The 22,897-nt window shown below is 45.9% G+C and carries 22 protein-coding genes, 15 tRNA genes and 1 rRNA gene (1 of these 38 only partly in view); 33 read left to right on the top strand and 5 right to left on the bottom strand.

The features are described 5' to 3' along the window. The 16 genes from MHB54_RS17950 to MHB54_RS18025 all read left to right on the top strand — a co-directional run. A 23S ribosomal RNA gene (locus MHB54_RS17950) occupies window positions 1-2,106 on the top strand; it begins 819 nt to the left of the window's first position. A 66-nt stretch (window positions 2,107-2,172) separates the two neighbouring features. Further along, a tRNA-Asn gene (locus tag MHB54_RS17955) sits at window positions 2,173-2,248 on the top strand. Between the two features lie 3 nt (window positions 2,249-2,251). After that, a tRNA-Ser gene (locus tag MHB54_RS17960) sits at window positions 2,252-2,343 on the top strand. A gap of 17 nt (window positions 2,344-2,360) precedes the next feature. Continuing rightward, window positions 2,361-2,432 (top strand) — tRNA-Glu (locus MHB54_RS17965). A gap of 69 nt (window positions 2,433-2,501) precedes the next feature. After that, window positions 2,502-2,577: transfer RNA gene (locus MHB54_RS17970), tRNA-Val, on the top strand. A gap of 26 nt (window positions 2,578-2,603) precedes the next feature. Continuing rightward, window positions 2,604-2,680 (top strand) — tRNA-Met (locus MHB54_RS17975). Window positions 2,681-2,695: 15 nt separating this feature from the next. Further along, window positions 2,696-2,772 (top strand) — tRNA-Asp (locus MHB54_RS17980). Between the two features lie 37 nt (window positions 2,773-2,809). After that, window positions 2,810-2,882: transfer RNA gene (locus MHB54_RS17985), tRNA-Phe, on the top strand. A 22-nt stretch (window positions 2,883-2,904) separates the two neighbouring features. Then, window positions 2,905-2,980, top strand: a tRNA-Thr gene (locus MHB54_RS17990). 5 nt (window positions 2,981-2,985) lie between these two features. After that, window positions 2,986-3,071 (top strand) — tRNA-Tyr (locus MHB54_RS17995). Window positions 3,072-3,078: 7 nt separating this feature from the next. After that, window positions 3,079-3,152, top strand: a tRNA-Trp gene (locus MHB54_RS18000). Between the two features lie 17 nt (window positions 3,153-3,169). Next, window positions 3,170-3,242, top strand: a tRNA-His gene (locus MHB54_RS18005). A 10-nt stretch (window positions 3,243-3,252) separates the two neighbouring features. Next, a tRNA-Gln gene (locus MHB54_RS18010) sits at window positions 3,253-3,327 on the top strand. A gap of 7 nt (window positions 3,328-3,334) precedes the next feature. Beyond that, window positions 3,335-3,406 (top strand) — tRNA-Gly (locus MHB54_RS18015). A gap of 12 nt (window positions 3,407-3,418) precedes the next feature. Next, window positions 3,419-3,493: transfer RNA gene (locus tag MHB54_RS18020), tRNA-Cys, on the top strand. 11 nt (window positions 3,494-3,504) lie between these two features. Further along, window positions 3,505-3,583, top strand: a tRNA-Leu gene (locus MHB54_RS18025). Window positions 3,584-3,627: 44 nt separating this feature from the next. Here MHB54_RS18025 and MHB54_RS18030 read toward each other — a convergent pair. From MHB54_RS18030 to MHB54_RS18040, 3 genes are all read right to left on the bottom strand, one after another. Continuing rightward, window positions 3,628-3,756, bottom strand: coding sequence for a hypothetical protein (locus MHB54_RS18030; RefSeq protein ID WP_264454544.1), 129 nt, complete (start codon window positions 3,754-3,756; stop codon window positions 3,628-3,630). 84 nt (window positions 3,757-3,840) lie between these two features. Next, window positions 3,841-4,338, bottom strand: coding sequence for a tyrosine-type recombinase/integrase (locus MHB54_RS18035; RefSeq protein WP_226887823.1), 498 nt, complete (start codon window positions 4,336-4,338; stop codon window positions 3,841-3,843). Between the two features lie 681 nt (window positions 4,339-5,019). After that, window positions 5,020-5,202, bottom strand: coding sequence for a hypothetical protein (locus tag MHB54_RS18040; protein ID WP_023990249.1), 183 nt, complete (start codon window positions 5,200-5,202; stop codon window positions 5,020-5,022). A gap of 220 nt (window positions 5,203-5,422) precedes the next feature. On the opposite strand from MHB54_RS18040, the gene MHB54_RS18045 reads away from it, so the two are divergent. From MHB54_RS18045 to MHB54_RS18110, 14 genes are all read left to right on the top strand, one after another. After that, on the top strand, window positions 5,423-5,944 hold the full coding sequence (locus tag MHB54_RS18045; RefSeq protein WP_264454545.1) for a MarR family transcriptional regulator: 522 nt from the start codon (window positions 5,423-5,425) through the stop codon (window positions 5,942-5,944). Beyond that, on the top strand, window positions 5,925-6,701 hold the full coding sequence (gene sufC, locus MHB54_RS18050) for a Fe-S cluster assembly ATPase SufC (protein WP_023990247.1): 777 nt from the start codon (window positions 5,925-5,927) through the stop codon (window positions 6,699-6,701). The genes MHB54_RS18045 and sufC overlap by 20 nt, the downstream gene beginning before the upstream one ends. 23 nt (window positions 6,702-6,724) lie before the next feature. After that, window positions 6,725-8,032: a Fe-S cluster assembly protein SufD gene (sufD, locus tag MHB54_RS18055; RefSeq protein WP_023990246.1), complete on the top strand. Its 1,308-nt coding sequence runs from the start codon at window positions 6,725-6,727 to the stop codon at window positions 8,030-8,032. A gap of 43 nt (window positions 8,033-8,075) precedes the next feature. Continuing rightward, window positions 8,076-9,473 carry a Fe-S cluster assembly protein SufB gene (gene sufB, locus MHB54_RS18060; RefSeq protein WP_023990245.1) on the top strand — a complete coding sequence of 466 codons (1,398 nt, stop codon included), beginning with the start codon at window positions 8,076-8,078 and terminating at the stop codon, window positions 9,471-9,473. A 314-nt stretch (window positions 9,474-9,787) separates the two neighbouring features. Then, window positions 9,788-10,027 (top strand): NifU family protein, encoded by a 240-nt coding sequence (locus MHB54_RS18065; RefSeq protein WP_013373004.1) that lies wholly within the window; start codon window positions 9,788-9,790, stop codon window positions 10,025-10,027. Between the two features lie 385 nt (window positions 10,028-10,412). Continuing rightward, complete coding sequence (locus MHB54_RS18070) at window positions 10,413-10,964, top strand: TetR/AcrR family transcriptional regulator (RefSeq protein ID WP_023990242.1); 552 nt, start codon at window positions 10,413-10,415, stop codon at window positions 10,962-10,964. A gap of 114 nt (window positions 10,965-11,078) precedes the next feature. Beyond that, window positions 11,079-12,341, top strand: a complete 1,263-nt coding sequence (locus tag MHB54_RS18075; protein WP_327204603.1) for an MFS transporter — start codon at window positions 11,079-11,081, stop codon at window positions 12,339-12,341. A gap of 130 nt (window positions 12,342-12,471) precedes the next feature. After that, window positions 12,472-12,783: a LiaF transmembrane domain-containing protein gene (locus MHB54_RS18080; RefSeq protein WP_013311898.1), complete on the top strand. Its 312-nt coding sequence runs from the start codon at window positions 12,472-12,474 to the stop codon at window positions 12,781-12,783. A gap of 84 nt (window positions 12,784-12,867) precedes the next feature. Then, on the top strand, window positions 12,868-13,539 hold the full coding sequence (locus MHB54_RS18085; RefSeq protein ID WP_023990240.1) for a PspA/IM30 family protein: 672 nt from the start codon (window positions 12,868-12,870) through the stop codon (window positions 13,537-13,539). Window positions 13,540-13,546: 7 nt separating this feature from the next. Further along, the gene (locus MHB54_RS18090) at window positions 13,547-14,035 is read left to right on the top strand and encodes a PspC domain-containing protein (protein WP_023990239.1); all 489 of its coding nucleotides are present in this window, start codon (window positions 13,547-13,549) and stop codon (window positions 14,033-14,035) included. Beyond that, a complete protein-coding gene (locus tag MHB54_RS18095; protein ID WP_023990238.1) occupies window positions 14,035-14,739 on the top strand; it encodes a PspA/IM30 family protein in 705 nt (234 codons plus the stop codon). Before MHB54_RS18090 ends, MHB54_RS18095 begins: the two co-directional genes overlap by 1 nt. Window positions 14,740-14,888: 149 nt before the next feature. Next, window positions 14,889-15,536, top strand: coding sequence for a cell wall-active antibiotics response protein LiaF (liaF, locus tag MHB54_RS18100; protein ID WP_023990237.1), 648 nt, complete (start codon window positions 14,889-14,891; stop codon window positions 15,534-15,536). 16 nt (window positions 15,537-15,552) lie between these two features. Further along, complete coding sequence (locus MHB54_RS18105) at window positions 15,553-16,632, top strand: sensor histidine kinase (RefSeq protein WP_023990236.1); 1,080 nt, start codon at window positions 15,553-15,555, stop codon at window positions 16,630-16,632. Next, window positions 16,610-17,260, top strand: a complete 651-nt coding sequence (locus MHB54_RS18110; protein WP_013372995.1) for a response regulator — start codon at window positions 16,610-16,612, stop codon at window positions 17,258-17,260. Before MHB54_RS18105 ends, MHB54_RS18110 begins: the two co-directional genes overlap by 23 nt. Before the next feature lie 75 nt (window positions 17,261-17,335). Here the strand turns inward: MHB54_RS18110 and MHB54_RS18115 are convergent, their stop codons facing one another. Continuing rightward, complete coding sequence (locus tag MHB54_RS18115) at window positions 17,336-17,779, bottom strand: hypothetical protein (protein ID WP_023990234.1); 444 nt, start codon at window positions 17,777-17,779, stop codon at window positions 17,336-17,338. Between the two features lie 247 nt (window positions 17,780-18,026). Here MHB54_RS18115 and MHB54_RS18120 point away from each other — a divergent pair, with 247 nt between their 5' ends. From MHB54_RS18120 to MHB54_RS18130, 3 genes are all read left to right on the top strand, one after another. Beyond that, the gene (locus tag MHB54_RS18120; protein WP_023990233.1) at window positions 18,027-18,791 is read left to right on the top strand and encodes a YwmB family TATA-box binding protein; all 765 of its coding nucleotides are present in this window, start codon (window positions 18,027-18,029) and stop codon (window positions 18,789-18,791) included. 187 nt (window positions 18,792-18,978) lie between these two features. Next, a complete protein-coding gene (zwf, locus tag MHB54_RS18125; protein WP_023990232.1) occupies window positions 18,979-20,535 on the top strand; it encodes a glucose-6-phosphate dehydrogenase in 1,557 nt (518 codons plus the stop codon). A gap of 308 nt (window positions 20,536-20,843) precedes the next feature. After that, entirely contained in the window at window positions 20,844-22,424 is a 1,581-nt protein-coding gene (locus MHB54_RS18130; RefSeq protein WP_013311888.1) for a peptide chain release factor 3, read from the top strand. Between the two features lie 151 nt (window positions 22,425-22,575). On the opposite strand, the gene MHB54_RS18135 is transcribed toward MHB54_RS18130, so the two are convergent. Continuing rightward, complete coding sequence (locus MHB54_RS18135) at window positions 22,576-22,809, bottom strand: small acid-soluble spore protein SspI (RefSeq protein WP_016819939.1); 234 nt, start codon at window positions 22,807-22,809, stop codon at window positions 22,576-22,578. Window positions 22,810-22,897: the final 88 nt, after the last annotated feature.

Genomic DNA, 22,897 nt, shown 5'->3' on the forward strand with positions numbered 1-22,897 from the left:
GGTAGCGGAGAAATTCCAATCGAACCCGGAGATAGCTGGTTCTCCCCGAAATAGCTTTAGGGCTAGCCTCGGAAAAAAGAATCGTGGAGGTAGAGCACTGATTGGGTGCGGGGCCCGCAAGGGTTACCAAGCTCAGTCAAACTCCGAATGCCATAGATTTAGTTCCGGGAGTCAGACAGTGAGTGCTAAGATCCATTGTCGAAAGGGAAACAGCCCAGACCATCAGCTAAGGTCCCCAAGTGTGTGTTAAGTGGGAAAGGATGTGGAGTTGCACAGACAACCAGGATGTTGGCTTAGAAGCAGCCACCATTGAAAGAGTGCGTAATAGCTCACTGGTCGAGTGACTCTGCGCCGAAAATGTAACGGGGCTAAACACACCACCGAAGCTATGGCTTGATGCTTGCATCAGGGGTAGGGGAGCGTTGAATGCGGGTTGAAGGTGTACCGTAAGGAGCGCTGGACTGCATTCAAGTGAGAATGCCGGTATGAGTAACGAAAAGATCTGTGAGAATCAGATCCGCCGAAAGCCTAAGGGTTCCTGAGGAAGGTTCGTCCGCTCAGGGTAAGTCGGGACCTAAGGCGAGGCCGATAGGCGTAGTCGAAGGACAACAGGTCGAAATTCCTGTACCACCGTAATCCGTTATGAGCGATGGGGTGACGCAGTAGGGTAGTGACGCGGACTGATGGATGTCCGTCTAAGCAGTGAGGCTGGTGTGTAGGCAAATCCGCACATCGTAAGGCTGGGCTGTGATGGGGAGCGAAAATTATAGTAGCGAAGGTCATGATCTCAGACTGCCAAGAAAAGCCTCTAGCCAGGAGAAGGTGCCCGTACCGCAAACCGACACAGGTAGGCGAGAAGAGAATTCTAAGGCGCGCGGAAGAACTCTCGTTAAGGAACTCGGCAAAATGACCCCGTAACTTCGGGAGAAGGGGTGCCTCGGTAGGGTGAATAGCCCGAGGGGGCCGCAGTGAAAAGGCCCAAGCGACTGTTTAGCAAAAACACAGGTCTGTGCGAAGCCGCAAGGCGAAGTATACGGGCTGACGCCTGCCCGGTGCTGGAAGGTTAAGGGGAGTGGTAAGCCTTCGGGCGAAGCTATGAACCGAAGCCCCAGTAAACGGCGGCCGTAACTATAACGGTCCTAAGGTAGCGAAATTCCTTGTCAGGTAAATTCTGACCCGCACGAATGGCGTAACGACTTGGGCGCTGTCTCAACGAGAGATCCGGTGAAATTTTAATACCTGTGAAGATGCAGGTTACCCGCGACAAGACGGAAAGACCCCATGGAGCTTTACTGCAGCTTGATATTGAATTTGGGTACGATCTGTACAGGATAGGTGGGAGCCGTAGAACTTTGAGCGCCAGCTTGAAGGGAGGCATCCTTGGGATACCACCCTGATCGTATCTAGGTTCTAACTTGGTACCGTGATCCGGTGCGAGGACAGTGTCAGGTGGGCAGTTTGACTGGGGCGGTCGCCTCCTAAAGAGTAACGGAGGCGCCCCAAGGTTCCCTCAGAATGGTTGGAAATCATTCGAAGAGTGCAAAGGCAGAAGGGAGCTTGACTGCGAGACCTACAAGTCGAGCAGGGACGAAAGTCGGGCTTAGTGATCCGGTGGTACCGCATGGAAGGGCCATCGCTCAACGGATAAAAGCTACCCTGGGGATAACAGGCTTATCTCCCCCAAGAGTCCACATCGACGGGGAGGTTTGGCACCTCGATGTCGGCTCATCGCATCCTGGGGCTGAAGTAGGTCCCAAGGGTTGGGCTGTTCGCCCATTAAAGCGGTACGCGAGCTGGGTTCAGAACGTCGTGAGACAGTTCGGTCCCTATCTGTCGTGGGCGTAGGAAATTTGAGAGGAGCTGTCCTTAGTACGAGAGGACCGGGATGGACGTACCGCTGGTGTACCAGTTGTTCCGCCAGGAGCACCGCTGGGTAGCTATGTACGGAAGGGATAAGCGCTGAAAGCATCTAAGCGTGAAGCCCCCCTCAAGATGAGATTTCCCAATTAGTAAGACCCCTTGAAGACGACGAGGTAGATAGGTTGGGGGTGGAAGTGCAGTAATGCATGGAGCTGACCAATACTAATCGGTCGAGGGCTTATCCTAAAAATAAAACGCAATGAGTTTCGGATCCAGTTTTCAGGGTGTAACCTTGAAACAAATGCTTAATATTCCCTGATAGCTCAGTTGGTAGAGCACTCGACTGTTAATCGAGTTGTCACAGGTTCGAGTCCTGTTCGGGGAGCCATATGGAGAGGTGTCCGAGTTGGCCGAAGGAGCACGATTGGAAATCGTGTAGGCGCCAAAAGCGTCTCGAGGGTTCGAATCCCTCTCTCTCCGCCATAATTATTTTATTGCATGGCCCGTTGGTCAAGGGGTTAAGACACCTCCCTTTCACGGAGGTAACAGGGGTTCGAATCCCCTACGGGTCATAAAAAATATCATAAAAGAACTTGCAATAAAAAGTTCATTATGGTATAATATGAGAAGTGCTTAATTGTGGAGGCTTAGCTCAGCTGGGAGAGCATCTGCCTTACAAGCAGAGGGTCGGGGGTTCGAGCCCCTCAGCCTCCACCATTTGAAAATTAAATATTTATTATTGTCGCGGGGTGGAGCAGTTCGGTAGCTCGTCGGGCTCATAACCCGAAGGTCGCAGGTTCAAATCCTGCCCCCGCAACCAATTAAAATTTATTATGGAACTGTGGTGTAGAGGCCTAACATGCCTGCCTGTCACGCAGGAGATCGCGGGTTCGAATCCCGTCAGTTCCGCCATTAGTAATACAACGTTTAATGAAGAGCCTTATAATAAGGCTCGGTAGCTCAGTCGGTAGAGCAGAGGACTGAAAATCCTCGTGTCGGCGGTTCGATTCCGTCCCGAGCCACTTTTAATTGAATATTTTATGTGCCGGTGTAGCTCAACTGGTAGAGCAACTGACTTGTAATCAGTAGGTTGGGGGTTCAAGTCCTCTCGCCGGCACCATTTTTGGAGGATTAGCGAAGTGGCCAAACGCATCAGACTGTAAATCTGCTCCCTTACGGGTTCGGTGGTTCGAATCCATCATCCTCCACCAGTTTTATAGGGGCATAGTTTAAAGGTAGAACAACGGTCTCCAAAACCGTTGGTGTGGGTTCAATTCCTGCTGCCCCTGCCAATTATTCATTACTTGCGGCGGTCGTGGCGAAGTGGTTAACGCACCGGACTGTGACTCCGGCATTCGTGGGTTCAAGCCCCATCGGCCGCCCTTTACTTATTGGGGATTAGCCAAGCGGTAAGGCAACGGACTTTGACTCCGTCATGCATAGGTTCAAATCCTATATCCCCAGCCATCTTTATGCGGACGTGGCTCAGCGGTAGAGCATCGCCTTGCCAAGGCGAGGGTCGCGGGTTCGATTCCCGTCGTCCGCTTTGTTACACTCTGGCGCCATAGCCAAGTGGTAAGGCAAAGCTCTGCAAAAGCTTTATTCCCCAGTTCAAATCTGGGTGGCGCCTCCATAATTGAATATGCCGGCGTGGCGGAATGGCAGACGCGCTCGACTCAAAATCGAGTGGGAAACCGTGGAGGTTCGAGTCCTCTCGCCGGTATTAACTAAAAGAGTTCATTAGAGATAATCTCTAGTGGGCTTTTTTTATTTGAGCTTTAGTCCCCCACTCATTGCTTGAGCTGAAGACACCTTTGAGTTGTATTCGAAATGCGAATAAATATTTGCCGTTGTTGCATAATCGCTGTGGCCTAACCATTCCTGAACTTCTTTCATGCTTACCCCTAATACATCTACATAAATATACTCCAGGTATTCAAGACAATAAGAATTGTCAGAAGATAAGCGATAGGATTCCTGTTATTCCTTCATACGAATCAGAAGCTCATAGAACGTGTCCACCAGTGGCAGTATACGGCGACTGGCTTTATTCTTGGTTCGGTCCTTTTCAATTTCAATATATCTACCATTCAAATTGCCCGATGTGGCGGTATGTTTAATATTAATAGTCCAATTCAATAAATCAATAGCCGACCATTTTAATCCTACGACCTCGCTTCGGCTTAGCCCATAAAAGGCAGCCAGGATAACGAAAAGCTCAATTCTTTCGCCTCGGATTACTGCGAGGAGTTGATTCAGCTCCTCGGCATTGTAGAAGCTCACGACGTAATTGTTCTTTTTTGGGCTTTCAACTAAGTCAGGGAGATTCGCCACAATCAGCTTTATTTTCACGGCATACTGAAGGGCTCTGCAAATGTTCGCGTGGTAATGAATAACGGTATTGGCGCTGACACCTTGCACATTCATTTCATGGGTATACAAGGTCTGAAAATCCTCTGTAGTTAAATCATCAAGCAATACATCCCTTTCTCTCGGAAAAAGGATCTACGCGGCCTTTTACAGTGTCGGAATAGGAGATATAGGAGATAAGCCCGATACTGTTCTTCATCATCTCTAGCCATTGAAGCATAAAGTCTGCGAACAGCCTTTTGCTATTACCGGATGGAGTAGCCGCTTTTACTCTTACAGCATATCTTCGTTTTCAACCGCGAGTGCTTGTCCTTCCATATGATAATTCTTCCTGGCTTCCTGAAGCAAGATTTCGGCTCTTTTCTTGGTTCCTTTTATCTTAAGCCCCGTAGGGATCCATTTTGGTTATCGTTTACCATTCTTATCTTTACAGTTAGGCGGATGTCCCGTTGCGCTTTCTCCTCTTCCAACAACTCCAGAGGGTGAACCCGATCCTTTTTCAAATACCGGTTGAGCTTCGGAATGGATTTGCTACAAAAGTGGTAGCTGAATCCGCCGATGGATTGCTTTAGCGCCCAGAAGGTGCATTTGATTTTGAACCGGGCGGTATAAAGTTCGATGATCTAGGTCGCCTCCAGTGTCAGATCGGTGCTGGCTAGAATGGAGCATCGCCTGTTCGGATTCACCAGCAAAAACCACAGTTTTTGGTATACTCTTTGGCCCCATAACATATCCAGACACAGGTAACTGACGGATTATTCATTGCCATACATGCTCACGATAGCGTACTCAAACGCTGCGGTACGGCTTTAAAACAGCTCGGCCAAGCACCACCTTTGTCCTCTTTTTACGGTAGCGACCCCGGTCTGTGGCAGGTGTACCATGACGTTCATAGGCAACGGTATTGGACTTGGCTTCGGTTACCATATCCATCCGGGTGCTGCCGAATTGATCAGAGGTAGGCAAAACCATTTCCGGGACGTGCCCTAGTCAAAACACAGCATGAGGCCGATGACAATGATAACAAACTCATGAAAAGCGCCTCCAAAATTGCGTCACATTTAACACAATTGATATTGATTATCAATATCAATTGTGTTAATATAATTTTGTTCACTAGTGAACAAAAAATAATCTAATGGTGACACTGAACTTGGTCTGCAACTACTACAAGAGAGGGGAGATTGGGAAATTGGAGTTTCAAAATCATTTTAAAGGTCATCTTTACGAGCAATATATTAAAATGCTACATCTGAATGAGCTGTATACTGAACAAGAATTTAACTCGTTTCGGCAACAGGCCAGAAAGTACCAGATTGACATGCTCTCCAACAATATTACTAGTGTACACGTTATTGATTGCATTGGTGATTATGAACCGATAAATCATACCGGGATTGTGGAGAAGATGGGGTTGTCCAAAGCTAGCATTACTAAAATTAGTGCAAAGCTGCTGGAAATGGGCTTCATTATGAGAAGTCAACTGAACAGCAATCGTAAGGAGATTTACTTTAGTTTAACGGATAAGGGAAGACACGTTTATCATTTGCATAAAGAACTGCACAAAGAAAAAGAAGAAAGGTTTTACCAATTCATTGAATCCTATTCAGAGGTTGAGCTGCAGACTATTGGAAAATTTATGAGTGATTTGGTAGCGCGTGCCGAAGAATACTCCGAAGGGAAGTTGACGATAAATGACGACATTAAAGATTGAGGAATTAAGATCCAAGATTGAAGGGAAAGAAATTTTAAAAGGGCTCACACTGGAGATTCATGGCGGAGAGATTCATGCGATTATGGGGCCTAATGGGACGGGAAAAAGTACATTGGCTTCAGCTTTAATGGGCCATCCCAAATATGAGGTTACTGGCGGTAAGGTGACGCTGGACAATGAAGACCTTCTGGAGATGGAGGTGGATGAGCGTGCCCAGGCAGGCTTGTTCCTCGCTATGCAATACCCAAGTGAAATTGCTGGCGTGACCAACTCGGACTTTCTCAGAAGTGCCATCAATGCACGGCGTGAAGAAGGCGATGAGATATCCTTAATCCGTTTTATCCGTGAAATGGAGAGCAAAATGAAGGGGCTGGAGATGAACCCGGAATTTGTGCATCGTTATTTGAATGAGGGATTCTCTGGCGGTGAAAAAAAGCGGAATGAGATTTTGCAAATGATGCTACTTGAACCCAAGTTTGTGATCCTGGATGAAGTGGACTCAGGGCTTGATATTGATGCACTGCGTATTGTGGCCAATGGCGTAAATGAGATGCGCAGCCCGGATAGAGGCTTTTTAATCATCACCCATTATCAACGACTGTTGAATTATATTACCCCGGATTTTGTGCATGTCATGATGCAAGGCCGGATAGTTAAATCTGGCGGTCCGGAGCTTGCCCACCGTTTGGAGGCTGAAGGGTACGATTGGGTGAAGGAGGAACTTGGGATTACGGATGAGACGGTAAGGGAAGCTTAAAAGCCGGAGAGGAGGAACAGCACGTGGATATACAAGCTAGAGTTTCAATGAATGTGGACGATTTACGCGCATGGTCAAGCGCTAAGGATGAACCTCGTTGGCTGATTGAACGCCGCGTTCACGCACTCGAACTGGCAGGGACGCTGGAGTTGCCTAAAGTGGAGAAAATCAATCTCGAAAAATGGGATATCTACGAAAGTGGAGATTACAAGGCTGAGAATGCGTGGTCTAGTTTGGAGGAAGCGCCGGAGGTTGTTCGAGGTTTGGTTGCTTCTCCGGTGAAAGGCGGACTAATCGTTCAGTTCAACTCGGATGTAGTGTATACGAAATTGTCCGAGAGCTTAGCCGCCCAGGGAGTTATTTTAACGGATCTGCATACTGCGGCAAAAGAGCATGAGGAGCTGGTTCAACGTTATCTCTTTCAGGCAGTAAAGCCAGAAGAACATCGTTTATCTGCTGCACACAGTGCCTTATGGAGTGGTGGCGTTTTTCTATATGTCCCAGACGGTGTAGAGGTTGAAGCACCTATTCAAGCGATCTTTCTTAACGATACAAGCGGTGTGTGTTTTGCTCCTCACGTCTTAATTGTGGCAGGGAGCAACAGCAAGATCACTTATGTGGATAATTGTGTATCGAGTGGTGATGATGTCAAGGTATTGCATAACGGTGTGACGGAGGTCTTCGCGGGGGCGGGCTCAAAGGTGCAAGTAGCTTCGGTTCATCAGCTTGCTGCAACTACAACAGATTTCACCCAGCGACGGGCGGTCGTTCTTGCTGATGGGGGTGTGGAATGGATTATTGGTGAGATGAACAATGGTTATACCGCCAGCGATACCAAGACTTTGCTACAAGGCAACGGGGCGGTCTCCGACAATAAGGTGATTGCTATTGGCACGGGCAATCAAAAATCGAGCTATACAACTCAAGCTCAGCATTTTGGCAGAAGCTCGGTAAGCCAGATGATTACGCGTGCAGTCATGCTTGAAGAAGCTACGGCCATTATTAACGGCATTACAAAGATTGAAAAAGGCGCAACCCATTGTGATGGTCAGCAAACAGAACGCGTGCTTATGCTAAGTCCTAAAGCTCGCGGCGATGCCAATCCGATCCTGCTGATAGATGAGGATGATGTAACCGCGGGTCATGCTGCATCCGTGGGGCAAGTAAATGCAGAGCAAATCTATTATCTGATGTCGCGCGGGATATCACGGAGTGAAGCCGAACATCTTGTTATTTTCGGATTTCTCGCTCCTGTCATTTCGGAGATCCCGCTGGAAGGTGTTCGCAGTCGCCTAAAAGATTTAGTGGAAAGCAAGCTCGGCAGATCATAGCAAATCAAAATGAATCTTGAAAGGTTAAAAAGGAGTGATACTAATGGCTAAAAAAGCACCAGATATGGGCGAATATAAATATGGGTTTCGCGACAAGCACCAGTCTATTTTTCAATCTGGAAAAGGTCTGACGGAAGAGATTGTCCGGGAAATTTCCCGGATCAAGGAAGAGCCGGAGTGGATGCTCAATTTTCGGTTGAAAGCTTTGAATCAATTCTACAAAATGCCGATGCCTGAATGGGGAGCGGATTTGACCGGGCTAAATCTTGATGACATCCAGTATTACGTTCGCCCTTCTGAAAAACAGGGAAAGACCTGGGAGGAGGTTCCTTCCGAGATCAAAGCAACCTTTGACAAGCTGGGAATCCCTGAAGCGGAGCAAAAGTTCCTGGCGGGCGTATCCGCTCAATATGAGTCGGAAGTAGTTTATCACAGCATGCGGAAAGAACTGGAGGATCAGGGCGTTATTTTCCTTGATACGGATAGTGCATTAAAGCAATACCCCGAAGTGTTTAAGCAACATTTTGGGACGATCATCCCTCCTGCCGACAATAAATTTGCGGCGCTTAATAGTGCAGTTTGGTCAGGCGGTAGCTTTGTATACATTCCGAAGGGTGTTCAGTGCGAGGTTCCTATACAAGGTTATTTCCGTATTAATTCTGAAAATATGGGTCAATTCGAGCGGACATTAATTATTGCCGAAGAGGGCAGCTTTGTCCATTATGTTGAAGGATGTACAGCACCTATTTATAGTACCAGTTCTCTGCATAGTGGAGTTATTGAAATTATTTGCCGGAAAGATTCCCGTGTCCGTTACACGACCATTCAGAATTGGGCTCCTAATATCTACAACTTGGTAACCCAAAGGGCTGTGGCAGAAGAAAATGCCACAATGGAATGGGTGGACGGCAACATCGGCTCCAAGGTAACAATGAAGTATCCGGCAGTATTATTGAAAGGACGGGGAGCCAAGGGGTCCATCCTGTCTATTGCCGTAGCCGGTAAAGATCAGCATCAAGATGCTGGCGCGAAGGTAATTCACCTTGCTCCCGAGACAACATCTACGATTATATCCAAATCCATCAGCAAGCAGGGCGGAAAAGTAAACTACCGAGGGTTGTCCAGCTTCAGCCGCGATTCCGCAGGGTCCAAGTCCAATATTAAGTGCGATACGTTGATATTGGACAACATGTCAACATCAGATACGATTCCGTACAATGAAATTAAAAACGATCAGATTACTTTGGAGCACGAGGCAACAGTATCCAAAGTGTCCGAGGAACAATTGTTTTACTTAATGAGCCGCGGGCTTACAGAACAAGATGCTACACAAATGATTGTAATGGGCTTTATTGAACCGTTTACCAAAGAATTGCCAATGGAATATGCCGTTGAAATGAATCGGTTGATTCAATTTGAGATGGAAGGAAGCATCGGTTGATTCATTAATTTAATAGATCAAACCTTTATCATTCTTTAAAGAGGTGCTAGTAATGAAGAAAAATAATTCGGACGATTCAGAACTAGCTCAAATTACCCGAGAGATACGAAAACTTCAGTTCTGCTTCAATATGCTGTCAGGATTGAGCGCAAGTTGTGGTGTGATGATACCTTTAGACTCTATTCATACGCTTATAAGGGAACTTTCGGATCAAGAGGTCACTCTTAGGCAAAAAGCAAAGGATCACTCAGACGATCTAGGGTGAAAAAAGGTCTGAATTGACGGTTGGTAAAAAAATGGGAGGAGTTGACATAATGGATGAAAATGGAGTTTTATTCGATGAAGTATCGGAAGTTCTTCTCAAACTACGTCCTTTCTTACTGCGTGACGGTGGAGATGCTGAACTGGTCGAAGTTGAGAACGGTATAGCAAAATTAAGATTTTTGGGAGCTTGCAATGGTTGCCCAAGTGCTACGATTACGTTAAAGGTTGCTATTGAGCGCGCAATTCTTGAGGAAATTGATGATATTAAAGAAGTTGTACAAGTATTCTAAATTCCTTGATACTGAGCAACTGAGTTAGTCCTGTCGCAGACCATAGCTACGGAAGTTGATCCCGCTGCTCAATACCAAAGTACATCGACAGATTACCTTGCGGGTCGAAATCGACGAGCAGCGCTTATTTTACTTCATTAAACAAGGTATTATCAAGATTGTATTCGGTATCGAGTGGGAAACCGTGGAGGTTCGAGTCCTCTCGCCGGTATACACAAAAGGATGATAAAATGCTTAAAGGCATTTTATTATCCTTTTTATTATATATTCATGATTTTGGCAACAAGGTTAACATGGATTTGACCAGCGCTTTGATCTTATCGTAAGATGATGGTACTGAAAAAACTTTTCTAGTTTACTGAGCACGAAAGAAATGAGGACGAATATGCAGGAAAGAATTTTGGAGGCTTTTGTAGAGGAAGTTCATGAAAATGGTTTGAAATTTACGATGGATGATCTTGCGAAAAGACTCGCCATTAGTAAGCGTACGTTGTATGAACATTTTTCGTCTAAGACGCTTATTTTAGAAACACTTATTGAGCGTACTAATGATGATATGATTCGTAAAACTGAGCAAATTATCGAAAATAATGAGTTATCTTTGTTAGACAAGATTAAGCAGTCGATTAGGGTCATGCCTCTGTATTATAAGTTTTACGATTTAAGAATATTGGACCAGATGAAAAAGTATTATCCTGAGCAATGGAAAAGGGTACATGCCGATTTAAATGACTGGTCTCCGATTAGAACATTAATTCAGGAAGGCATTCGAGAAGGAATAATAGTGAACAAAAATGAGGCTCTGATCATGAAGCTTATTATTGAATCTGTAAATTTAACGCTTGATCAGCGTTTCTTTCTGGATAACAGTGTGACGGTAGAGGAAGCAACTTATTCTATTGTAGATATTCTGTTGTTCGGATTGGTCGAAAAATAAAAAAATAGCCTCAACAATATGCTGCATATTTGAAGAGGCCATTTTTTTATATGAAAACTAATAAAACAATTTTAGTTTCAATTGTTTTTGAAAAAGAATAATGAAGTTTACCTGATGTTGAATAAAGAGATACGGAAAAGGAAGGGTGGAAATATGTCTATACTCACAAGAAATCGAGGAGCAATGCTGTTATTGATGCTTAACATTTTTTTGGCATTCATGGGGATTGGCTTAGTTGTCCCTGTGTTACCTAAGTTTATAAGTGAGCTAGGGATGAATGGTTCCTCGATGGGGCTGATGGTTGCAGCTTTTGCGTTGACACAGCTTTTGTTATCACCATTGTCAGGAAAGTTGTCTGATCGTTATGGACGTAAAAAGTTGATTGTTTCTGGGATGTTCATCTTCATGTTATCAGAGCTTGTTTTTGGACTGGCAAATTCCATTCCTACCCTGTTCATAGCACGAATCATGGGTGGAGCAGGGGCAGCATTGCTTACTCCTTCTATTATGGCCTATGTCGCTGATGTGACCTCGTTTGAGGAAAGAGGCAAGGGAATGGGAATGATCAATGCAGCGATCAACACAGGCTTCATAATAGGACCAGGGATTGGCGGTTTGCTTGCCACATATGGAATACGCATTCCCTTCTTTGCGGCAGCAGGAGCTGCGGGAATAGCGGCTATTTTGTCTCTGTTAGTGCTGCCTGAGTCTTTAAGCAAGGAAAAGCAACAATTTAATAGAGAGCTTCCACGTCAAAAAGAAAATCTTTTGCAGCAATTTGCCAAGTCATATCAATCTCCATATTTCATGGGTTTACTCATTGTATTTGTCGTTGCTTTTGGGTTAGCGAACTTTGAAACAGTGTTTGGACTGTTTGTTGACCATAAATATGGTTTTACACCAATGGATATTGCCATCATTATAACGACAGGCTCCATTATGGGAGCAGTTGTCCAAGCAACTATATTTGGATGGATCATTAATCGTTTTGGAGAGAAAAAAGTAATTCACCTCTGTTTGGCTATTGGGGGCGTTTTCATTTTTCTAACCCTATTTGCTGAACAGTATGTGATGATTATGCTGACGACCTTTATCATTTTTCTGGCTATGGATATCCTTCGTCCAGCAGTAAGCACTTCTCTATCGCGGCAGGCCGGAGATGAGCAAGGCTTTGTGGCAGGAATGAACTCGTCCTATACAAGCTTGGGTAATGTGATTGGACCGTTAATTGCAGGACTGTTGTTCGATGTTCATATTAACCTGCCTTATATGGTTGCAGCTATAGCGTTACTGGCTTGTCTTGTCCTGTCACTACGCTCCAAGCAAGCGGGTGAGCAACACTCGATAGCCCGTGCAGCAGAACAGCATAGAGGGTGATAGCCGCAGGTCTATATTCATCCCCGACTTAGGTCTAGGTTCAAAAACCGTCTGGGGTCCGTTTTGTCGAACGCTAAGTCAGCGTACAATAAGAACATAAGCAAGACACAGTGAAAGGCGGTGAGAGATGATGAGAGTTAACAAAGGGAATGGGTTAGCCATTGTACTGATCGTGTTGGGTTCGATTATGCTGCTCGGTAAGTTTACTCCGTTTTTCGGTCACTTTTTAGGACATCTGATTGGTTACTTAATTCCGATAGCTATGGTCATGCTAGGCTACTACGGTGTGAAAAAAGGAAATGCGCTCTTCGGCTGGATCGTACTTGTACTCGGGGTACTGATTTTGCTTGGCAAACTGTCCTGGCTTCTGGGACCGCTACTGGCAATCGGGTTGATCATATTTGGTGTTTCCCTGCTGAGTGACCGCAGAAGACGTTACTGATTTAGCAGTTTGACGAATGAAAAAAGATTGTAGCAACGAAGTGATAAATTATGGCAATACGAATTGTGAAAGGAGCAGACGCAAATGAGTGTTTTTCGAAGAATGCGAGATATCACGGTAGCGACCTTCAATGAGCATTTGGAACAAAGCCAAGACCCGGTGCAACTAATTGACCAGTTCTTGTATAATACCCGCCAGGAAATTGCCGAAGCGGAAAAACTCCATCAACAGTATGCGATGCACACAAGACAGATGAAGCAGCAGTTGGATCATGCATTGTCCATGCAGACCAAACGGGAGGAACAGGCGCTACTGGCTTTGAAGGCTGATGAAGAACATATCGCGAAGCTGGCCCTTCAGGAGAAAATGCTATATGCAGAAAAAGAAGAGCAGTATAGAGAACTGTGGGAGCAGAGCCGTGAATCACTACGTGAGCTAGAACAACAGCTAGATACGTTAAAGACAGAATATCAAACGGTACACAGCAAGCGTCAGTATTATGCGGCACGTGTACAGACGTTGAGACTCCAGCAGCAAATGAACGAACGGGCTGGTACATACGGTGGACGAAATGTTCCCCGAATGTTCAACCGCTTGGAAGACCGGGTAGCCGATATGGAAGCAGAAACGATGAGTCTGCGTGATTTACGTCGGGGTGAGGGCGACCATGTACAGGATGCCCAAGGCGGTGGATCGTTGCTTGAACAAGAGTGGGAGAGACTGAAAAGCAAGCTGAACAACAGCGGGAAGGAGTAAATTGATAATGACCCGAATTTACAGATCAAGCCGGGATAGAGTAATAACAGGTGTATGTGGCGGTCTTTCTGACGCAACAGGAATGGACTCAACATGGATTCGTATTCTGGTTGTGATCAGTTTCTTTATTACAGCAGGAACCACATTTATGATTTATGTGATTGCGGCACTGGTTATCTCCAAGGAGCCGAGATCTCCTTTCGATGGAGGATTTGGCCCTGACAGCGGACCCTATAATCAACAGGACCCGCGCTATTATGGCAGTAACAATACAAGATCGCAGTATGGGCAGGGAACTGGTTACAATCAGGGCGGCGCATACGGCAATTCGAACCCGTTTTTTGGTCAAGATGCCCGCAACTCATCCAAATTTAACACAGGTCAGAACAACGACTTGGATTCCATGATGGAAGATATTGAGAAAAAGGCAATGAAAAAAGAATTGGCAGAGTTACGCAAAAAAGTAGAGCAATTCGAGAAGGGAGATCGTAAATAATGGGGATCTTTAAAAGAATGAAGGATATGACAAGAGCATCGGTGAATGAAGTGTTGGATAAAGTGGAAGATCCGATTATTATGTTGAATCAATATTTGCGCGATATGGAGGCGGAAATTCACGAGGCTGAGGTAACGGTTGCCAAGCAAATGGCGAATGAACGACGTATGAAACAGCGTTTGGAGGAAGCGGTACGTGTATCCAATGAGCGTGAGAAGCAAGCCGAATCCGCATTACGAAATGGTCAGGAAGAAGTAGCGCGCAAGCTGTTGGGAGAGAAGATTTATTTTGTGCAGAAGCAGGACGAATACCGCGACTTGCATACACAAGCTGAGCTTCAAGCAAAAGAATTGGTACAACAGCTTCACGACATGAAAGATGAATTCTATAAAATGCGCAACAAGCGCAATGAGTTGGTATCCCGTGCTCAAATGGCGAAAGCCAAAAAGCAAATGTCTCAAATCAATAGTTTGCACACGATTGAAAGTGGGTCTGCTTCATTGGGCTTCCACCGTATGGAAGAAAAAATCATGCAAATGGAAGCTGAAGCTGACGTACTGCGTGCTCCTTACCGTCAAGCTCCAGGAGAAGCATATATTAATCCAGCTGAGGCTGAAAAACAGTTTAAAGTGGATGAGCAGCTTCAACAGCTTAAGTCCAAAATTCAGACAGGTGCTAAACCAGTCGATATGAAGAAGGACTGACTACTCGGAAACAAGACATTATGATATGCTGTATGGAATGGACATTGGTCGATGATCGTGCTCAATCTGTATGGTCCGGGAAAGCCATATGGCGGAATGTCGCGCCACTATGGCTTTTCCGTCCTGTATAAACATAAAGGGGGTGCAGCATGGAGAGAAAAAAATCAGCCTTGGCACTGGCAGGGATTGGCATCGGGATTATCATTTTATTCGGTCAGTGGATTGGGTTCCTCTCCGTGGTTGCACTGATCCTAATGTTGGCCGGAATATATAAGATCCGTAATTCCAAAATCAAAAAAGGTTACACGATGCTCGCGATTGGTGCTGGACTGTTAGTGCTGGATCATTTGTTCCTGTTTGTGGTAGTTACACTAGCATCATTAGCTGTATTCTATTCACGTTCAAGGAAGCTGCATAAAGGTCAAAGCTCCATATTCAAGCACAATTTTATATCCAATCATAAATGGGATGAAGTGCCTTGGAGTCTGCGCAGCACAAGCATATGGCATGTGGTTGGGGACGTGGATGCTGACCTGACGTTGGCTCTCCCAGAGGAACGTGAGTCCGTCATATTTCTACAAGGGATCTTCGGTGACATTGACATCACGTTACCGGATAATTACGGTGTAGAGGTGGAGATGCTCGTATTGTTCGGACAGATTCAGTTTGACCGGGATCATGAGGCGGGGATGCTCAATCGACTGGTTTGGAAGTCTCCCCATTTTGAGCAGAGTGAGTATAAAGTGAAGTTTGTCGTTTCGTACTTGGCGGGCGATGTCCGCGTCCGATTTTATTGAATCAGGAGGAACCGGGATGAATCATAAAAAAACGTCCAACATGGTAACCCGCAGTATGGGTGAAGGTATCCTCCTGTGTGTTGTTGTGGGCGTAGTTGTCTTTTATATGCTGTATACATATGGATATGTGAAGTCGTTCCCAACCTGGGGCATGATATTGAAAGTTGCAGGAGCCGTTATACTGGTGTTGATTGGTACAGGGGCAATGTACGGATTTTATGAGAGCTACCGCTTTAAAAGCAGATTGGAAATGTTGAGAGAGACGTTGCTGATGTGGGAAAAGGGAACCCCTGCACGTGAGTTGCCGCCCCTAGGGCATGATGAGCTTGGCAGGCTGGGAGAGCAGCTGGAACGGATCGGGCGTAAATGGCAGGAACAAGTTACGTCTTTACAACGCTTATCCACGGATAATGCTCAGTTGGCAGAACAGGCACGGATGACTGCGATTGTGGAGGAGCGGCAGCGGCTGGCCAGAGAGTTGCATGACGCCGTATCACAGCAATTATTTGCTATTTCAATGACGGCGACGGCTGTGGGGAGGACGCTGGATAAGGATTTTGATAAAGCGCAGCGTCAAGTTGCGCTAATTGAAGAAATGTCTTCCGTGGCACAATCCGAAATGCGGGCGTTACTACTTCATCTGCGGCCTGTCTATCTGGAAGGAAAACGGCTTGAGCAGGGTTTGCGTGATTTGGTACAGGAGTTGCAGGCAAAGGTACCGATGGAGATTGATTTTGAAATTGAAAGCGGAGTACAGTTGGTTAAAGGCATTGAGAACCACTTGTTTCGTATTGTTCAGGAAGCGATGTCTAATACATTGCGTCATGCCAAAGCAACCCGCATGGAAATTCGTATCGTGCAACGCCCGGATTCCATCAGGCTGACGATTCGGGATAACGGTATTGGTTTTGAACTGGATGAGAAAAAGCAGACTTCATATGGATTATCCACAATGCAGGAGCGGGTCAGTGAAATTGGGGGAGCTATTCAATATATAACGGCACCGGGAAAAGGAACACGGATCGAGGTGTCCGTGCCAGTTATTAATGATGAAAGCGGAAGGAACGATGATCATGGAAACGGAATTACCGATTAGCGTACTGCTGGTAGACGACCATGAAATGGTACGGATTGGTCTTGCGGCGGTGCTGGGGACGGAAGAAGGTATTGAAGTGGTCGGCGAGGCTGGAAGCGGAGAAGAAGGCATACGGTTGGCTTCCGAATACAAGCCAAATGTCATTTTGATGGATCTGGTCATGGATGGCATGGATGGCATCGAAACGACACGCCAAGTAACTCGTCTGCTTCCAGAGACAAAGGTGATTGTGCTGACGAGTTATTTGGACGATGAGAAAATGTATCCGGTCATTGAGGCAGGGGCATTCAGCTATTTGCTCAAAACGTCTCGTGCTTCCGAGATAGCGGATGCGATCCGTGCAGCTGCACGCGGACAGTCCGTACTAGAGTCACAGGTGGCCTCCAAGATGATGAATCGATTTCGCCAGCCACAGGCTGAGGCACCCGCGCATACGGAACTGACTGATCGTGAGATGGAGGTGCTTCGCCTGTTGGCACAAGGGAAGTCTAATCAGGATATCGCAGATGAGCTGATTATCGGGATTAAGACGGTAAAATTCCATGTCACGAACCTTCTCGCTAAATTAGGAGTGGAAGACCGTACACAGGCGGCGATCTATGCCTATAAGAACGGATTAGCAGAGTAGAATGTAGAATAAACGAATACAAAAAAACGGAGACGACAATAGTCCTCCGGTTTTTTGTGTTCCATAACAAGGTGTTTAGATCAGGAGGAATAAAAAGGCGATTAAAGCCAGATCTAGTGCAAGCCCTGCCCCGTATCCATATCCGCCGTACCCACCGCGATAGCCTGGTCTGCCATTTCCAGCAAATCCGCCTGCGTCATAAGGAAAGGATGGACTCAGAGGTTCGTTAGGCGGCTTAATTAAGGCATTTAGTTTGGCAGAGGTACGAGCTTTGTTTTTAGGATTCCTTTTTTTCTTTTTAGAGGAATTCTTTTTTGGGGATTGTTTTCCTTTGTTACTGTAGCTCCCGGCGTAGAGACTGCCAGGAAAGGAGGATGGATATCCGTTCAACATCAGCTTGCCTTTGCTACACCCACTTAAGATGCCGATGTGTCGTGTACCATCACGCATAACGGCACAGACCAGACGTCCACCATGAGGTGCCACATTGGCTTCATTTACAGGATAAATCGGAAACATGATTTCACCTCTTTTGGTGTAAGATGCATTGTGATCATAGTCTATTCTTACGGTGCCTACGATGTATGGTCGAACACCCAGTAGGCAGATGAATATTTTATAAGGGCTTTGCCGTATTGCTGTGTGTATAAAACCTCTGACAAAGGGAATGCTATTGATAGATTGATAGATTTCAAACCAGCCGAAAAAGAAAGTAACCAGAGCGTAGGTGTGGGAATCGGATGGTTGTGGAGCGGGGGGAACGATAATGTTAAAAGCAGAGCTGATTAAAAAAGGGATTATTGCAATTTTGGTATTAGGAACGGTGCTGGTACTGGCTGGCTGGCGCTACGGAACCCTTCAGACAAACCGATATGATTCCCGCGAAGCAGAAACGGCTTTACGTTCATTGTTAATCATCTCGGACCAGGCCCCGGGTACGTTGGATAAGCTGGTTGTGAAGTGGCAAGGCGATTGGATTTCTAACCATGAAGAGCCGGCAGATGTGGCGGCACAGATAGCCGATCAGCTGAATATACCCACAGTAAACAAACTCGTAGAAAATGGACACACGGTTTATCGTTCTGTTCGTCATAGTGAGGATCTAAGAATCCGCTTAAATGTGATGGAACGTCAAACTGGACAATGGTATGTAGTTGTTCAACTGGAGAGCAACGATGCAGGACGTGAGCGGTTGATTCAGCTTCATAAGCTTTGTGCTGAGCGATTAAAATCTATGGGGATTCAAGCGAAGTGGAACACAGCCCTTCAGCGTTCGCTGCATACAAAGGCATCCAAAGATCAACTGTTGAAACAGACAGAGGCGAGCTTAGCAGGAAACATCTCCATGCAGGCCAAAGAAAGATATACGGATGCGACTACTGTGGCTATATCCTATGAAGCTCCAGAACTGCCGTTAATGATTCAAAGCGGTGAGCATCAGGTCCAGATGCAAATGGCTGTACATGAAGATAGGGAGCAGCTGGATACACGTATAACGCTCGGTTTCCCGCTCATCACGATTGAATACTGACTTATAAGGTAAATTTATGATTCATCGGATAGCTTATCCATGTAGGATATGATAAAATATCATCAAATCTTTAGTTCCATGTTTTTCGAAAATCAAGTATGATCTTGTATAAATATACACAATACTACATGCGGATTTCGGGGATTGTGGATTGCGGAATCTTGACATGGGAAGAATGAGGTACTTCATGGCTGACATACCTGCTAAAGAATCTGTTGTGACGCAAGGCGCAGTTCTGTTTATTTTTGGCGCTACGGGCGATTTGGCTCGTCGCAAGCTTTTTCCTGCTATTTACAGCTTGTACCGCGAAGGCAAGCTTGCTGAAGATTTTGCCGTTATTGGTGTAGCAAGGCGTCCGCGCACAGAGGAAGAATTCCGTAATGACCTGTATGCTTCCATACAGGAGTTTAGTCGCTACAAAGCAGAAAATGATCAAGAATGGCAGGCATTTGCCGAGCATTTTGAATATAAATCGCTGGATATCAACAATGTCGAAGGGTTCCATGAGCTGAGACAGCAGACGGAGTCTATAGAAAGCAAGTTTAACATACCGGGAAATCGGTTGTTTTATTTGGCCTTGGCTCCTGAATTATTCGGAAGCGTGTCGAAGAGCTTGAAAGATGGCGGCATGATGGATGGCAAGGGCTGGAATCGTCTAGTAATTGAGAAGCCATTCGGTTATAACCTCGAATCTGCACAAGAATTGAACGTTGAAATACGAGAAGTATTTGCCGAAGAAGAAATTTATCGGATTGATCACTATCTTGGCAAGGAAATGGTACAAAATATTGAGGTGATCCGCTTCGCGAACGCCTTCTTTGAACCACTGTGGAATAATAAGCATATTGCCAATGTGCAAATTACGCTTAGTGAAACGGTAGGGGTGGAGGAACGCGGAGGTTACTACGATCATTCCGGCGCTTTGCGGGATATGGGACAGAACCATATGTTGCAAATGCTAACGATGATTGCGATGGAACCACCTAGTCGTTTGTTGCCTGAGGATATCCGTGATGAAAAGGTAAAAGTGCTGCGTTCGCTGCGCCCTTTTGAAACGTCTGAGGATGTGAAAACCAATGTGGTACGTGGCCAATACACCGAAGGCAGTTATCGCGGCCAGCAGTTGCCGGGGTATCGCCAAGAAGACAAGGTAGATCCACAGTCGAACACAGAGACTTATTTTGCTTCACGCGTGTTTGTTGATAATTTCCGTTGGGCTGGCGTACCGTTCTATATTCGTACGGGCAAACGTCTCCCTGTAAAAACAACGGAGATTGTTGTGGAATTTAAGAGCATGCCAACGAACGTGTATCTCGGTCAAAAGCATAAGCTAGAACCGAACTTGCTCGTGATTCGGGTCAATCCAATGGAGGGCATTTACATTAAAATTAATGCCAAGAAACCTGGTTCCGAATCAGATATTGAACCGCTGGCTATGGATTTTTGCCAAAGCTGTATGGTGGGTATCAACTCACCGGAGGCTTATGAACGATTGCTGATGGATGCGATTGAGGGTGATTCGACGTACTTCACGCGTTGGGATGAGGTTGCCACGGCATGGGGATTCGTCGATCGAATCGCCAAGGCATGGCAGCAGACCCCAGATACGCTGGAAACCTATGCTGCAGGCTCATGGGGACCGGAAGGTGCTCACAAGCTATTGGAGCAGGATGGCTTCAAGTGGTGGCCGGTTAGCGGTCAGGATGAAGATAATGTCATCTGGCGAGTAGGCGGCGTTCAGTAATCCCGATTTGTCCTGCATCCCCCTATGTCCTGTTCAGGACGTAAGGGGATGCTTTGCGTTCGGAGTGTGCTATAATAGCTTAGTCTCAGGTTTTCAGTTTGCAACTGATTATAAGTTAAAGGCAGGCTAAAACATGTAAATAGATCGTATTTATAATGAATATGGTAACGGAGTACGCCGAATACTGGAGCTAACGGCAATATAGCTGATAGAGCCGATGAACTTATGAAAACAGGCGTGCGTCATGGCCTTTTTATGAATAGCTTGAGCAGTAATGCAATGGATTTGATCATGAAGGGATATGTGAAATGAGTAAAACAACAGATATACTTCAACAGGAAGTCGACAAACGGCGTACGTTTGCGATTATTTCTCACCCGGATGCGGGTAAAACGACACTGACGGAAAAGCTGCTGCTGTTCGGGGGCGCGATTCGTCTTGCTGGTTCAGTTAAAGCGCGTAAAGCAAGCAAACACGCCACGAGTGACTGGATGGAGATTGAAAAACAGCGGGGGATCTCTGTAACATCCTCAGTAATGCAATTTGATTATAATGGTCACCGCATCAATATTCTGGACACCCCAGGTCACCAGGATTTCAGTGAAGACACGTATCGTACATTAACAGCAGCAGATAGTGCAGTCATGCTGATTGACGTAGCGAAAGGTGTGGAAGCGCAAACGATTAAGCTGTTTCAAGTTTGTGCGAAGCGTGGAATTCCGATTTTCACCTTCATTAACAAACTGGATCGTGAGGGACGCAGTCCTTTTGATTTGATGGAGGAGCTGGAGCAGGTGCTTGGCATCCGTTCGGTGCCTATGAATTGGCCGATTGGTACAGGACGCGAGTTGTGTGGTGTCTATGACCGTGTCAAAAATCAGGTCGAGCTGTTTCAGGGAGATGACCATTCCACGATCAAAGTACAAAAAGTGGAAGATTACAATGATCCAATCATTCGTGAGATGGCGGGCGAATATTTGCATGACCAATTATGCCAAGACTTGGAGTTGCTTGACGTCGCGGGTGACCCTTTTGACATGGAAAAAGTACAGCGTGGAGAATTAACACCTGTATTCTTCGGCAGTGCGATTAATAATTTTGGTGTACAAACATTTTTGGAAAACTTCCTTCAGCTTGCTCCTAAACCGGAGCCGCGCCGTAGTACAGCTGGGGAAATTGAGCCAACAAACGAAAAGTTTACCGGCTATGTATTTAAAATTCAAGCGAACATGAACCCGGCTCACCGTGACCGTATTGCATTTTTGCGTATTGTCTCCGGTAAGTTTCAACGCGGGATGAGTGTTAAGCATGTACGGATGGGCAAGGAGATTAAGCTGTCTCAGCCACAGCAGTTCCTGGCACAGGACCGTGATATTGTCGAGGAGGCTTTTCCTGGCGATATTATAGGATTGTTTGACCCGGGTATTTTCCGTATTGGTGATTCACTCAGCCAAGGTAGCGAGGTTGTGTTTGATGAATTGCCGACCTTTTCGCCTGAGATTTTTGCCAAGGTAACGGTGAAAAATGCCTTGAAGCACAAGCAGTATCTGAAGGGTATTGACCAGTTGACCGAGGAAGGTATGATTCAGGTGTTCCGTACGGTAAGCTTTGACGATACGCTACTAGGTGTTGTCGGTCAACTGCAATTTGAAGTATTTGAGTACCGCATGAAGGGTGAATATGGCGTTGATGTACAGCTTCAGCGTATGCCATTCCAATTTGCACGTTGGATTGTGGATGATCAGATTGATCCGAGCAAGTTCCGTATTAACTCTACGCTGGTAAAGGATAAGAAGGGCAATTATGTTGCCTTGTTCGAAAACGAGTATGCCATGCGTACGGCTATGGAGAAAAACCCGACAGCTAAGTTTTTGGAAATGGCTCCATAAGATTGAGTATGCAGAACCGTTAGATCTCAGTCATTTAGTGTATACAACGAATAGTCCACTCGATGTTAATGCGAGTGGACTATTCTCATTTTAGAATACGGGTAAAATAATGAGCACAATTAAATCGGAACAAAAAGTTAAATAGCTAGAGCTAGGTTAAAGGTACGGGTTTGATTTTATCGATTTGTTCATGTGCCAAATGGACGAAATCGTGCTGCTGGTTTGGACTCATATGCTTCCAAGCAATTTCAAGAATGACACCCAATCCAGGCAAAGCGGCCTCCGGTCCGTCCACTGACCCAATAATCATGTCCGTAAGATCAGCTTCTGATTTGCCGTGTACTTTGTGAACAATTGCTTGTCGTAAATCCATTGTAATGGGCATGTGTACCTCCCGTATGTTGTAGTAGTGGTCGAATGTATTATGGCTTGGGCTGTTGTCCAGTATACATGGAGAAGCATTTGGCATAAGT

This window comes from Paenibacillus sp. FSL M7-0802, from assembly GCF_038004945.1.
GTDB lineage: Bacteria > Bacillota > Bacilli > Paenibacillales > Paenibacillaceae > Paenibacillus > Paenibacillus polymyxa_B.